The sequence below is a fragment of the Flavobacterium sp. genome (genome assembly GCF_043780635.1).
Classification (GTDB): Bacteria; Bacteroidota; Bacteroidia; order Flavobacteriales; family Flavobacteriaceae; genus Flavobacterium.
In genome coordinates, this window is sequence record NZ_JAYWCK010000113.1 from 1 (window position 1) to 15,040 (window position 15,040).

General features: G+C 39.7%; 10 protein-coding genes. All 10 read left to right on the forward strand.

Going from position 1 to position 15,040, the window contains the following annotated elements:
- Positions 1 to 397 precede the first annotated feature (397 nt).
- A complete protein-coding gene (locus ACH2BV_RS10290; protein ID WP_395050638.1) occupies positions 398 to 1,816 on the forward strand; it encodes an undecaprenyl-phosphate glucose phosphotransferase in 1,419 nt (472 codons plus the stop codon).
- A gap of 398 nt (positions 1,817 to 2,214) precedes the next feature.
- Complete coding sequence (locus ACH2BV_RS10295) at positions 2,215 to 3,009, forward strand: polysaccharide biosynthesis/export family protein (RefSeq protein WP_395050639.1); 795 nt, start codon at positions 2,215 to 2,217, stop codon at positions 3,007 to 3,009.
- An 8-nt stretch (positions 3,010 to 3,017) separates the two neighbouring features.
- On the forward strand, positions 3,018 to 5,423 hold the full coding sequence (locus tag ACH2BV_RS10300; protein WP_395050640.1) for a GumC family protein: 2,406 nt from the start codon (positions 3,018 to 3,020) through the stop codon (positions 5,421 to 5,423).
- A gap of 694 nt (positions 5,424 to 6,117) precedes the next feature.
- Positions 6,118 to 6,735, forward strand: a complete 618-nt coding sequence (recR, locus tag ACH2BV_RS10305) for a recombination mediator RecR (RefSeq protein ID WP_395050641.1) — start codon at positions 6,118 to 6,120, stop codon at positions 6,733 to 6,735.
- A gap of 346 nt (positions 6,736 to 7,081) precedes the next feature.
- Positions 7,082 to 7,870: a polysaccharide biosynthesis/export family protein gene (locus ACH2BV_RS10310; protein WP_395050642.1), complete on the forward strand. Its 789-nt coding sequence runs from the start codon at positions 7,082 to 7,084 to the stop codon at positions 7,868 to 7,870.
- A 12-nt stretch (positions 7,871 to 7,882) separates the two neighbouring features.
- Complete coding sequence (locus ACH2BV_RS10315; protein ID WP_395050643.1) at positions 7,883 to 10,351, forward strand: polysaccharide biosynthesis tyrosine autokinase; 2,469 nt, start codon at positions 7,883 to 7,885, stop codon at positions 10,349 to 10,351.
- A 24-nt stretch (positions 10,352 to 10,375) separates the two neighbouring features.
- Positions 10,376 to 11,362, forward strand: coding sequence for an SDR family oxidoreductase (locus tag ACH2BV_RS10320; RefSeq protein WP_395050644.1), 987 nt, complete (start codon positions 10,376 to 10,378; stop codon positions 11,360 to 11,362).
- 372 nt (positions 11,363 to 11,734) lie between these two features.
- Positions 11,735 to 13,126 (forward strand): nucleotide sugar dehydrogenase, encoded by a 1,392-nt coding sequence (locus tag ACH2BV_RS10325; protein ID WP_395050645.1) that lies wholly within the window; start codon positions 11,735 to 11,737, stop codon positions 13,124 to 13,126.
- Positions 13,127 to 13,264: 138 nt separating this feature from the next.
- The gene (locus ACH2BV_RS10330; RefSeq protein WP_395050646.1) at positions 13,265 to 14,548 is read left to right on the forward strand and encodes a nucleotide sugar dehydrogenase; all 1,284 of its coding nucleotides are present in this window, start codon (positions 13,265 to 13,267) and stop codon (positions 14,546 to 14,548) included.
- A 43-nt stretch (positions 14,549 to 14,591) separates the two neighbouring features.
- Positions 14,592 to 15,040 (forward strand): GDP-mannose 4,6-dehydratase (locus ACH2BV_RS10335; protein ID WP_395050647.1); only part of this gene is annotated, 449 nt, incomplete at its 3' end.

Sequence of the window (15,040 nt, forward strand, 5' to 3'; positions counted from 1 at the left end):
GGCATTAACTTTAGTTCAATATGTCAATAAATTTATCTTTGACAGACCAATAAACAATATCAAAAATCAAATAATTTAATTACACCCAACGGGTTAAAAAGAGTTTGATAGACCAATTCTTGGTTTCACAAAGCTATTATTCACTATCAAAAAGTGAAACGTCTTAAAAAAGCAATAAAAAACTATGTTTCTATGCGTTTAAAAAAAATATAAATTTGAATTACACCCAACGGGTTAAAATTGTGGTTTAAAAGTATTAATTTTGCTGTAGTTAATTACTAATTGAATGACCAACGTTACCATAAAATTGAAAAACTAAACCCTATTAGCAATTTTCGGGTTAACCAATGAACCAGTTAAACCATAATGAACGACGATTAACGAACGCCAAACCCTAATGTCATTTTTAAAAACAATTGCTAGCTACCGTTTTTCCCGCTATTACAAGCTGGGTTTTCTGGTATCTGATATTGTCTTGCTGAATGTGGCTATCGTACTTTCGTTTCTGTTTCGATATGGGAACTTGCATATGATTCATTTAAAGGGAGTCCGAACCGTTTGTGTATTGAGCAACATATTATGGATTTTTTTACTGCTCTACAAGGACTCCTTTAGGATTATCCGGATAGAACGAATTGAGACTATTCTGATAAGAACAATACAGTTGATATTGGTTCATATTGGCATTATTTCGGTTTTTATTTTAGTTCTGGACTATGATGAAATTTCTCGTTTGCGGTTAATTTATTTTTATGGAACCTTTTTTGTGTTTCTGGTGTTCTTTCGTATTATGTTTATGAAGGTTCTGAAGTACATACGGACCCAGGGCTATAACTATAGAAAAGTAGTTATTGTAGGAGCCAATGAAACTGGGGAACGCATGAACAAGATCCTGTCAAAAGACCTAACCTATGGATATAGGGTAATGGGTTTTTTTGATGATAATGCTGATAAAAAAACCATACTTTCGGCTCCTTTTCTGGGTCGATTTTCGGAGATCGAAAATTATCTTATTGCTGAAAAGGTAGACGAAATATACATCGCCCTGCACATCAGCAAAATTGGAATCATCAATGCCCTCACCACCATTTGTGAACGTTATATGGTCCGTATCAAGTTCCTTCCTGATTTCGAACAGTACACCCATTCTCACAAGGTCGAAATCTCATTTTACGGGAATGTCCCCGTTCTGATGCTGCGCAAAGAACCGCTTGAAATAACAATCAATCGCGTAATCAAGAAGCTATTTGATTTTTGTTTTTCCTTGTTTATCATTGTATTTATCTTTCCGTGGCTGTTCCCTATCCTGATATTACTGATTAAAGGAGCTTCGCCGGGACCTGTATTTTTTGTGCAGGAACGATCGGGCAGGGACAATCTGCCATTTCGATGTTATAAATTCCGGACGATGCGTGTAGAAAGCGGAGCTGAAAAGGATCAGGTCACTCAGAATGATACGAGGGTAACCCGAGTAGGTTCCTTTTTGCGTCGAACCAGTATGGATGAGTTGCCGCAGTTCTTCAATGTATTATTAGGGAATATGTCCGTGGTAGGGCCACGTCCGCATATGTTATTGCACACAAATCAATATTCAGAACTAATCAACAACTATATGGTGCGGCATTATGCCAAACCAGGCATCACCGGCTGGGCTCAGGTCAATGGGCTCCGAGGTGAAATCAAGAAATATGTCGATGTGAAAGACCGAGTGGATCATGATATCTGGTACATCGAAAACTGGAGTTTAATGTTGGATATAAAGATTATCTGGAAAACCATCTTTGATGTGTTAAAAAAGGATGAAAATGTGTATTAGTGAGTGGTGAATTGTGAATGGTGAATGGTGAATTGTGAGTGGTTGTCAGGTAGCAGGTAGCAGGTAGCAGGTGGCTGTTATCCGGTTGGGCGGATTCCCAAAGACGGAAGCTTGCGAAATGCACTCCAGACCCTTTTTTATTGCGGAAAAATACTAGTCGAAATGGGATTCCTTTTATTTTAAGGCCAATTGTCAAATCGCATTGCTTATCTTTGCCGTTCTGAAAAAATAGTAATTTCCGGGTTTAAAACAGAATCTTTGATTCAAGCGAGCCATAGTAGACATAAGTTTCTCTCGGACAGCACAAAGTTTTACAACATATAGATCAAGGCACCCATTTAAAAACCTCTTTTTCTCCCAATGTATCGGGACTCATCAATAACAAATAATACCTATTTATGAAAGTTATCTTTTTATTAAAAAAATCAATTCCCTTTCTTTTTGCTGTTTTATTTTTTTCCTGTGCTTCTAAAAAGGATTTGGTCTATTATCAAAATATTGATGGTATGGCCTCTGGGGAAAAATCAAATTCCTATGAGATAAAAATTCAGCCCGATGATTTGCTGATGATTATTGTTTCAGCAGAAGATCCTGAAACAGCAATCCCTTTTAATTTGAGTTCTATTAGTGTGGCTTCTACCAACACTCTCAATGCAATGAGAGGACAGGAAGTGATGCAGTCTTATTTAGTCGATAAAGGAGGCTATATTGATTTCCCGGTTTTGGGAAAACTCAAGCTGGGCGGACTGACTCGATCTGAAGTGCTGCTATTGTTTCAGGACAAAATCTCAAAATACATCAAAAACCCCATTGTCAACCTGCGCATCATGAACTTTAAAGTCTCGGTTCAGGGAGAAGTTATGGTACCAGGCACCTACAATGTGGCTTCAGAGCGGATTACGCTGATAGAGGCTTTGACACTGGCCAAAGATTTGACCATCTACGGTAAAAGAGATAATATTCTGATCATAAGAGAAGTGGATGGGGTAAAATCCTATAATCGAGTTGATATTACCAAGGCTGATTTTATCAACTCCCCTTTTTATTATCTGGCTCAGAATGATGTAGTCTATGTGGAACCCAACAAAGTCCGAATCAACGGAGCGGCTGTGGGAGCCAATACCGGAGTGATTATCTCCATTAGCTCTCTGCTCATTACCCTAATCACCCTAATCATTACTACCACCAAATAATTTTTTTCATGGAAGATAATTTTATGTCCGACGAATATCAGGAAGATGATATTCATTTAAGAACTATTTTAGAAAAGTATCTTGTTCATTGGCAATGGTTTGCATTAGCTGTGGCTGTCTGTCTTTTTGCAGCCTTTACTTACTTGCGCTACACCATTCCCCAATACAAGGCAGCCACCACCATCCTGGTTAAAGACGACAAGAAAGGCGGTATGCTCTCGGAACTTTCTGCTTTTGCCGATATGGGTCTGGGTACGGGTATGAAAAGCAATGTGGACAATGAAGTCGAAATTTTAAAGTCGAGAACCCTGGTCGAAAGCGTGGTCAGAAAACTGAATTTCAACACCAGTCTAGTGATGAAAGGAAAAATTGTCGATAGGGAAATTTACAAAGAAACACCCATTACAGTTAATTTCAGCAATGTCAAACCCGATTTTTACACTGATCAGATGAGGCTTAAATTTACGGAGTTAACACCCAATACGTTTAGCTTGGAAAGTGAATCGGAGACTGATTCCGTGCCTGTAATTTTAAAGAATAAAAAAGAATTCCGCTATGGGGAGCTCATTGCCACCAAGAATGTAGATTTGGTCATTACCTCTTTGAACGGCAATGGATTTAAGTATAAAAACGACGACAAATCGGTTGATATTTTGGTCAGCCCCTTTGAAAATGTAGTGGCAAGTTTTCAAAAACAACTGGAAGTGACTTCGATAAGTAAAACGAGCAGTGTGGTTGAAATTTCATTAACCAATCCAGTGGTGAATAAAGCAGAGGATTTTCTCGATAATATGATTCAGATTTACAATGAGGATGCTGCTGCCGACAAGAATTTTATTTCGGAAAGCACTTCAAAATTTATTGCGAACCGACTGATTTTAATTACTCAGGAGTTGGGTGGAGTCGAGCAGGATGTCGAAAGTTTTAAAAAATCGAATAATCTGACGGATATCGAATCCGAAGCTAAGCTTTTTATTGAAGGATCCAGTGACTACAATAAAAAAGTGGCCGAAACCGAAATTCAGATGAATGTGGTCGCTTCGATGCTCGATTACATGAAAAAAAGCACCAATGCAGATTTGCTGCCGTCCAATATTATTGCTGGCCAGGGGGATGCTTCCGGACTGATAAGTGCCTATAATGAATTGGTTTTACAACGCAACCGAATCCTGAAATCAGCTACGGTAGCGAATCCTTCAGTAGTTAAATTAGACCAGCAAATTTCTTCACTAAAAGCCAATGTAGTGGCTAGTTTAAGCCGTCTGCAGTCCACTTTAGCCATTCAAAAGAGGGATTTAAATAACAAAGAAGGACTGATGAATTCTAAAATAGGCAAAATTCCGGTTCAGGAACGCCAGTTTAGGGTAATCGCCAGACAACAAAAGGTAAAAGAAGAATTGTACCTGTACTTACTTCAAAAAAGAGAAGAAACGGCCATTACCTTGGCCGCAACCCAGCCTAATGCGAGAGTGATAGACGATGCGAAAGGATTGAAATTACCGGTTTCTCCCAAAAAGAACATTATTTATTTAGCCGCCTTATTATTGGGTTTACTGATTCCATATTTAATTCTATACCTAAAAGACCTGTTAGATACCAAGATAAAAAGTCAACAGGATTTCGTCGGAAAGACACAAATTCCTTTTATTGGAGACCTGCCCAATTCAGAATCTGATTCTAAATTGATTGAACCGGAAAGCAGAACCAGCTCAGCCGAAGCCTTGCGTATTATCAGAACCAACATCGACTTTATGTTGAATCAGGCTCCGGAAGGCAAGGCCAAAACCATTTTTATGACATCAACCATTCCCGGTGAAGGAAAAACATTTATAGCGGTGAATCTGGCAGCTATTTTTGCCCTTTCAGGTAAAAAAGTGCTTTTGATTGGAATGGATATCAGAAATCCTAAATTAGATGAATATATTGAAGTGCCTCATAATTATGGACTGACTAATTATTTGTCTTCCAAAAATGTAGACATTCAGGATTATATTGTGAAACAAAAAGGATATAAAGACCTCTATGTGCTTCCCTCAGGAATTGTCCCTCCAAATCCTGCGGAGTTGCTGATGACCAAAAAGTTAGATGAACTCTTTGTTCAACTGAAACAGGAATACGATTATATTATCGTTGATACGGCTCCCGTAAGTTTAGTGACGGACACTTTGATTTTGGCCAAATATGCCGACACAACGATCTATGTGGTCCGTGCCAATTATCTGGATAAAAGAATGCTTCCCATTCCCGAAAGACTGTACAAAGAAAATAAACTACTTAATATGGCTTTATTACTCAATGATACAAAGACTAATAAAGGCTATGGCTATGGAGGTTATGGTTACGGCTATGGCGGTTATGGCTACGGTGTCAATGTGGAGAAAAAGCCTTGGTATAAGACTATTTTTAAGAAATAAAAAGGGAGGCGAAAGCCTCTTTTTTTGTGGGTTGCCCCCTGGCTCCCTAAAGGGGGGATGGGTTGTTGGTTGTATGTTGTAGGTTATTGGTTGTGGGTTATCGGTTGTGGGTTCATCGCTTCTAGCTTTTATAATGCGGTTAGAGGAATATCGAGGAATCAATAAATTCTTTTCCCCGGCCCTAAAGGGAGGAATTTATAAATTCTTTGCCCCAGCCCTAAAGGGCGGAATTTATTTATAGAATGGTTATAGGTTTTTTTTTCACCCGTTAGGGTATGGGAAAAAAGAAAAAACGAATCTAAAGGGAGGAATTTATAAATTCTTTACCCCTGCCCTAAAGGGAGGAATTTATTTATAGAATGGTTATAGGTTTTTTTCTTCACCCTTTAGGGTAGGGGAAAAACGAAACAAAACTTCTCGATACAGCCCGATAAAAAACGTGGAAATCGAAGTGACGTGTATTGACAATCGTTTTTAACGAAATTTTTCTTGTTCTCGATACAATCCCGCCCAAAAGCGGGATTACTCGAACTGACGAAAAATTACCATTAAAAACTAATTACACCTAACGGGTTACTATTACTATTTTTATTTCACCAGCGTGACCTTTTTCTTAATCGGTTGAACTTTTCCTAACCGATTAACCATATTCTAACCGATTCACCTTTCCAAACAAATTACTACATTTGTCTTTATGGAATTTTCATCAAAACTTTTAGAAAAAGCAGTCAACGAAATGGCTCAATTACCGGGAATAGGTAAAAGAACGGCTTTGCGGCTGGTGTTGCATTTATTAAAGCAGCCCAAAGAACATACCGGTTTTCTGGCTCAGGCGCTGACGACCATGCGCGAAGATGTCAATTTTTGTGTAAGCTGCCATAATATTTCGGATGCGGCCGTTTGCGAAATTTGTTCTAACAATAAGAGAGACCACCAGATTATTTGTGTTGTTGAAGATATTCGCGATGTAATGGCTATCGAAAACACAGGACAATTTAGAGGGATTTATCACGTTTTAGGAGGAAAGATATCGCCTATAGACGGAGTGGGTCCCAGTCAGCTGAATATAAATACCTTGGTTGAGAAAGTAAAATCAGGAAATGTCAACGAGATTATTTTTGCTTTAAGTTCCACTATGGAAGGGGATACCACCAATTTTTATATCTATAAGCAAATACAGGATTGCAACATCATTACCTCTACCATTGCCCGGGGAATATCCGTGGGAGATGAACTGGAATATGCCGATGAGGTCACTTTAGGAAGGAGTATTCTGCAGCGTGTGCCGTTTGAGAAGTCTTTTAAGGGTTAGCGGTTGTGGGTTGTGGGTTGTGGGTTATCTGTTGTCGGTTGTGGGTTGTCGGTTGTGGGTTAGCGGTTGTGGGTTAGCGGTTGTCGGTTATCTGTTATCGGTTGTCGGTTGTGGGTTGTGGGTTAGCGGTTGTCGGTTATCGGTTATCGGTTATCGGTTATCTGTTATCGGTTGTCGGTTGTCGGTTGTGGGTTAGCGGTTGTCGGTTATTGGCTGTGGGTTTTGGGTTGTTTTTTCAAAATATTCTTATTGTGTGGGCAAGCCAAAAATAATTAATCCATTTAATGAATGGCGATATTTTTAAATTATTAAATGAAAAGCTATATTTGTTATCTAAAATATAAAAATGAACAAATCCGTACTCTATATATTGCTGGGAATTAGCCTGTTTTTTACTTCTTGCATTCCTGTCAAAGACCTTGTTTATCTCCAAAATAAAAGCGGAACCCCAGCCGATGTTCCCATTTCGGAGGTAATGTTAAAACCTTACCGCCTTCAGGTGAATGATGTTTTAAGCATCACCATCAAAGCCGATGATCCCAAACTAGTTGCTATTTTTAATCCCACCAATAAAGGCGAAACCGATAATGGAGCGTCTTCTTTGTATTTTTCGGGCTATACGGTAGACGATCATGGCAATATCCGTATTCCGGTTTTAGGAGAAATCAACGCCATTGGTTTTACGGTGGAAGAATTAAGGTTGAAAATCGAGAAACAACTCTTAGACGAGTATTTTAAAAAAGAAGCCAATATTTTTGTCCTCGTACGATTGGCCGGATTCAAATACACCATTAATGGTGAAGTGGGCAGTATGGGAACCAAATTTTTATTTCAGGATCACGTCAACATTATGGAAGCCATCGCTAATTCAGGGGATATTACCATAACGGGAGACCGTAAAGCAGTGACAATCATTCGGCAGTTGCCTACCGGAACGGAGATACACGATATTGACCTTACGGACATCAATGTGATGCAGTCTCCTTATTATAATTTGCAGCCCAATGATTATATTTATGTAAAACCGCTCAAGCAAAAAACCTGGGGAACGGGAAAAACAGGTATAGAATCTATAGGTACCATAATCACCCTGATTTCGCTATTTACGACCACCTTAGTACTATTAAAATTATAATAAAAGTCAAAAATGTTAGATATAAAAGATTTTTCTATTTTTGAAGCCGACTCTGGATTTGATTTCAAGGGATTCCTGATCAAAATTGGAAGTTACTGGAGATGGTTTTTACTGAGTTTGGCTATTACTTTCACCATAGCCTATCAGGTGAATATCCGTAAGGAAAAGATTTATGCCATGGAGTCCATGATTTCCGTGAAGGAAGAAAGTAATCCGCTGTTTACCTCTAATACCAGTCTGGTTTTTAATTGGGGAGGCACTTCTGATCAGGTACAAACGGTGGCGACAACCTTGCAATCGCGTTCTCATAACGAGTTGGTTGTGGATAAACTGCAATATTACATAGGGTATTTGGCACAGGGAAAATACAATTTGGTCGACGCTTATGGCGCCGTGCCTTTTTATGTCAACATCGACAAAACCAAAGGGCAGCTCGCAGGAACTCTCATTGGCGTTAAATTCCTAAGTGAAAACGAATATCAAATAAGAATTCCTTTTGCAGGTAATTCGGTTTCTCTTATTACCTATGCAGACAATTCGTATAGCAGTACCGCCGTTGCTCATGGGGATTTTATCAAAAGATACAAAGTGGGGGCGCCCGTTAAATTGCCTTTTTTGAATTGGAAACTCCAGATAAAAGACAATCCCGGTTTTTATATAGGGAACGAATATTTTGTCCAATTCAATGATTTTGACGGTACTGTTTCCGGTTACAGAGGAATCAATGTGAAGTCGGATGATAAAGGAGGGTCCATTATTACACTGGGAATGCAGGGTACTAATAAAGCCCGAATGGTCGAATATCTGAATTCGACTGTCAAAATGCTCATCAAAAGACAACTGGACAGCAAAAACCAATTTGCCACTAACACCATTCAATTCATTGATAGCACGCTTGTGGCCATGGAGTCGCAACTGAAAGAAACGACCAATGAATTAAAGAATTTTCGTAAAGATAAAAACATCTATAACATTGAGGGAGACGGTTCTAAATTTTCAGATAAAGCATTGGAATTTGATGTAAAGAAAGATGAGATTAGCCGAAAAATAGCCTATTATAATTCCTTAAAATCTTATTTAAAAAGCAGTGACGATTATGGCAAGCTTCCGGCGCCTTCGGTGGCGGGAATTGAAGATCCTAATATTGTTGTGAATGTTTCGAAATTAATTTCGCTTTCCACCCAAAGATCAGAGATGGCTTATGCTGTAAAAAGCGAGAAGATATTCAGAGATTTTGACAATCAGATGGAAGCTGTAAAAAAGGTGTTACTCGAAAATATTGCTACAGCCAAATCTTCCTTGCAGTTTGATCTGGCTATGGTCACCAGTAAAATCAATGAAACCGAAAGTACCATCAAGCAACTTCCGGAAGACCAACAGGAACTGATTAAAATCAAACGTAAATACGATTTAAGCGACAATATATACAGCACTTTTCTTCAAAAACGAAGCGAAGCCGATATTGTGAAAGCGGCATCACTCTCAGATATTCACTTTATTGATCCCGCAAAAGATATTGGTGGCGGACTTATTGGTCCGAAAACATCTGTCAACTATGTGCTGGCCTTATTCCTCGGATTATTGATTCCTTTGCTTTTTGTTTTTGCCATTTTCTTCATCAACAATTCCATTCAAAACACAGAGGACATCAACAAACTGACTAAGATTCCGTTGATAGGAGTCATTGGTTTGAGTAAGGATAACACCAATTTAGCGGTTTTTGAAAAGCCAAAATCGGCTTTGTCCGAATCATTTCGAGCCATTCGATCTTCACTCCAGTTTCTGTACAAACAACAAAAATTGGATGGAGCCAAAACGCTGATGATTACCTCCTCAGTCAGCGGGGAAGGAAAGACATTCTGCTCGCTGAACATTGCCACGGTCTTTGCCTTAAGCGAAAAAAAGACCGTAATTATCGGCTTGGATTTACGAAAACCCAAAATGTTTGAAGAATTCAATTTGTCGAATGAAATCGGTGTGGTGAATTATCTCATCAAACAAAAAACACTTGAGGAAATTATAATTCCCACTCACATTCCTTTTCTGGACGTGATTGTTTCCGGACCCATCCCACCTAATCCCGCCGAGATGATTATGAGTGACGGAATGAAGGAGATGTTTGAAGAGTTAAAGAATAAATATGATTATATCATTTTAGATACACCGCCTGTTGGTTTGGTTTCGGATGCCCTGGAACTAGCCCAATATTGCGATGTTACCTTATACATCGTAAGACAGAACTTCACCAAGAAAGACATGATTACCTTACTCAACAATAGGGTAAAACGAGGTGAACTCAACAATACCAGCATTATATTGAATGGATTCCAGAATAAAGCCAAGTACGGAGCTGGTTATGGCTACGGCTATGGCTACGGCTACGGAAGTACAACCTACTCGAACGGGTACAACGATGATGATAAGCCAAAAAGTGTTTTAGAAAAGATTATAGGCCAATTTAGAAAAAAACAAATCCGATAAGAGGTTTGTTTTAAATGTAAAAGGATGAAAGAAGATACAAAAAGCACTATATTAATTACTGGCGGAGCGGGTTTTATAGGTTCCAATCTGTGTGACTATTTTTTAGCCAAAGGGCATCAGGTAGTTTGTTTGGATAATTTTGCTACAGGACACCGTCACAATCTTAAGGATTTTATAACTAACGAAAACTTTCGTCTGATAGAAGGCGATATTCGCAATTTAAACGACTGCCAAAATGCGGTGCAGGGCGTGGATTATGTTTTGCATCAGGCCGCCTTGGGTTCTGTACCAAGGTCTATTAATGATCCCATTACCACTAACGACGTGAATGTCTCTGGTTTTTTGAATATGCTCGTAGCTTCTCGCGACGCTAAGGTGAAACGATTTATGTATGCTGCCAGCTCTTCGACTTATGGAGATTCAGAAGGATTGCCAAAAGTGGAGGATGTTATCGGGAAACCACTTTCGCCCTATGCGATTACCAAATACGTCAATGAACTCTATGCCGAAATATTCAGCCGAACGTATGGATTGGAAACTATAGGCTTGCGCTATTTTAATGTTTTTGGACGGAAACAAGATCCTAAAGGAGCCTATGCCGCCGTTATTCCAAAATTTGTGATGCAATTGATGCAGCTCGAAAGCCCTGTTATAAACGGTGATGGAAACTATTCGCGTGATTTCACTTATATCGACAATGTGATACAAATGAATGAACTTGCGATGAATACCCTAAATCCGGCAGCCGTCAATACAGTTTATAATACGGCTTACGGCGACCGAAATACCCTGAATAATTTGGTGGACTATTTAAAAGACTATTTGGCGGAATACGATCCTCGAATTGCTACTGTTGCTATAGAATATGGTCCCAATCGGGCTGGCGATATTCCCCATTCTTTGGCTAGTATCGAAAAGGCAAAGGCGTTGTTGGGTTATGATCCGCAATTTTCTTTGCAAGAAGGGTTGAAAGAAGCTGTGAGTTGGTATTGGGAGAATTTGGCCCCCTAACCCCCTAAAGGGGGAATTGCAGATTAGAGATGGCAGGTTTCAGTTAGCAGGTTTCAGGTTTCAGGTAGCAGAAGGCAGGTAGCAGAAGGCAGATAGCAGGTAGCAGGTTTCAGGTAACAGGTTTCAGGTAGCAGAAGGCAGGTAGCAGAAGGCAGGTAGCAGGTTTCAGGTAGCAGAAGGCAGGTAGCAGGTTTCAGGTAGCAGAAGGCAGGTAGCAGGTAGCAGAAGGCAGGTAGCAGGTTTCAGGTAGCAGAAGGCAGGTAGCAGGTTTCAGGTTTCAGGTAGCAGGTAGCAGAAGGCAGGTTGCAGAGGAATGAAGCAAGAACAAAGAGGAAAGAAAAGAAAAAAGGAATAGAAAATATAATAAAGAAAATGAAAATTACAAAAATTTGTTGCATCGGAGCAGGATACGTAGGTGGGCCAACGATGGCTATTATTGCGCAGAAATGTCCTCACATTCAGGTTACGGTGGTCGATTTGAATGCTGAACGTATTGCAGCCTGGAACGATGAAGACCAAAATAATATTCCCATATACGAACCAGGATTAAGCGCTATTGTTGCCGAGGCCAGAGGACGAAACCTGTTTTTTTCGACCAATGTGGATCAGGCGATTGATGAAGCCCAAATCATTTTTATATCGGTAAACACACCTACAAAAACCTATGGTAAAGGTAAAGGAATGGCTGCCGATTTAAAATATATCGAATTGTGCGCCAGACAAATTGCCAAAATTGCCAAAGACGATAAAATAGTAGTAGAGAAATCGACTCTGCCGGTTCGAACTGCAGAAGCCATCAAGAGTATTCTGGACAATACAGGGAATCATGTGCAGTTTCAGATTCTTTCCAATCCGGAGTTTCTTGCCGAGGGAACGGCTGTTCAGGATTTGTTGAATCCCGACCGGATATTGATTGGTGGAGATCCCTCTGCAGGAGGTCAAAAAGCGATCCAAGCCTTGGTGGATGTTTATTCCAATTGGGTGGCTCCCGAAAAAATATTGACTACCAATGTGTGGTCGTCGGAATTATCGAAACTGACTGCCAATGCTTTTTTGGCACAAAGAATATCATCTATCAATTCGTTGTCAGAACTCTGCGAAAAAACAGGTGCCGACATCAATGAAGTGGCCAAAGCCATAGGAACGGACAGTAGAATAGGCTCTAAGTTCCTCAAAGCTTCTGTTGGTTTTGGAGGTTCTTGTTTCCAGAAAGACATCCTGAATTTGGTTTACATCGCCAAATCCTATGGACTAAACGAGGTGGCCGATTATTGGGAACAGGTAATCATCATGAACGACCATCAGAAAAAAAGGTTTGCCAATAAAATAGTGCAAACACTTTACAACACTGTTGCCGATAAAAAGATTGCATTTTTGGGATGGGCCTTCAAGAAAGACACTAATGATACCAGGGAATCAGCTGCAATTTATGTGGCCAATGATTTGATTAACGAACAAGCCAAAATTGCGGTTTATGATCCCAAAGTGTCCCATAAAAAAGTGTTGAATGATCTTGATTATTTAGAAACCAGAACTTCCGATAAAAATGCTAATGCAATAAGTTCTTTTGACAGTCCTTATGAGGCATGCAAGGCGGCACATGCAATTGCCATACTTACGGAATGGGATGAATTTATAAACTATGATTGGCAGCAACTATATGATGGTATGCAAAAACCAGCCTTTGTGTTTGACGGAAGAAATATTCTGAATAAGACAGCATTAGAGGCTATTGGATTTGTATATCAGGGAATAGGGGCTTGATTTAAAAGTTAAGTGTTTTTGGTTAAGCGGTTAACTGTTTAATCGTTGTGGGTAATGAAATATAGGAAAGGTTGGCTTCTAAATAAAAAAATGAATAAAAAACTAGGTTTCAATCATTGTAAACAAAAAAAATAAAAATTGAATACAGACATAAAAATAGCTATAATCGGTTTGGGATACGTAGGATTGCCCTTGGCACGATTGTTTGCTACCCAATATTCAGTGGTGGGATTTGATATTAATCAATCCAGAATCGATGCCCTTAAACAAGGTAATGACAGTACGCTCGAGATTGATTCTACCAGCTTACAGCAGGTTTTAGTTGAAACTCCGACGAATGCCAATGGTTTGTATTGTACTTCAACCCTTTCCGAAATAGCGGATTGTAATTATTTTATCGTTACCGTTCCCACGCCAGTGGACAAAAATAATCGCCCTGATTTAACCCCCTTGTACAAGTCCAGCGAAACTGTTGGCAAAGTATTGAAAAAAGGAGACATTGTCATTTATGAATCTACCGTTTATCCGGGAGTTACTGAAGAGGAATGTGTGCCAGTACTGGAAAGAATTTCGGGTTTGCGATTCAATGTTGATTTTTTTGCGGGTTATTCTCCCGAGAGAATCAATCCCGGCGACAAAGAACATACCGTGGATAAAATTCTGAAAGTCACCTCGGGTTCCACTCCTGAAATCGGACATAAAGTCAATCAATTATACCAATCAGTGATTACTGCCGGAACGTATCTGGCACCTTCGATAAAAGTGGCGGAAGCCGCTAAAGTAATTGAGAATTCACAGCGCGACATCAACATTGCTTTTGTCAATGAATTGGCAAAGATATTCAATATTTTAGAAATCGATACCCATGCCGTGCTGGAAGCAGCGGGAACTAAATGGAATTTCCTGCCGTTCAAGCCCGGTTTGGTTGGTGGACACTGCATTGGCGTTGACCCCTATTATTTGGCTCAAAAAGCACAAGAAATGGGGTATCATCCCGAAATAATTCTGGCAGGACGCCGTTTGAATGACAGCATGGGAGATTATGTAGCTTCGCAGGTGGTCAAGTTGATGATAAAAAAAGGAATCACCATCAACGGAGCCAGTTTGTTGATGTTGGGTATTACTTTCAAGGAAAATTGCCCTGATGTACGCAATACTAAAATTGTAGACGTTGTCAGAGCATTGGAAGATTATGGAATTCAAGTGAGTCTTTATGATCCTTGGGCCAATCCGGCCGAGGTGTTGCATGAATATGGATTAACCATCAGCGACAAAATGCCAACAGTAACTTTTGACGCTCTGGTTTTAGGCGTGGCACATCAGGAATTTTTAAGTTTAGATATTGGTGCCCTCCGAAAGCAGAACAGCATTCTTTATGATGTGAAAGGGGTTTTGGGAGATAGGGCTGACGGGAAGTTGTAGTCTTTAGATAGCAGGTTGCAGAAGGCAGGTTGCAGAAGGCAGGTTGCAGATAGCAGGTTGCAGGTTGCAGATAGCAGGTTGCAGAAGGCAGGTTGCAGAAGGCAGGTTGCAGAAGGCAGGTTTCAGAAGGCAGGTTGCAGATAGCAGATTTCAGAAGAAAGGTTGCAGAAGGCAGATAGCAGGTTGCAGAAGGCAGGTTGCAGATAGCAGATTTCAGAAGAAAGGTTTTAGGGCAAAGAAGAAAGAGGAAAGAAGCAAGAAGAAAGAAGCAAGAAGAAAAATAAAAAAAATGAAAAAAATATTGATTACCGGTGGTGCAGGATTTATTGGTTCGCATGTCGTTCGTCTATTTGTAAAAAAATATTCGGAATACCATATTTATAATTTGGATGCCCTTACTTATGCGGGCAATCTGGAAAATATCACCGATATTGAAAAAGAGTCCAATTACACTTTTGTAAAAGGAGATATTACTGACGAGCCTTTTATTGC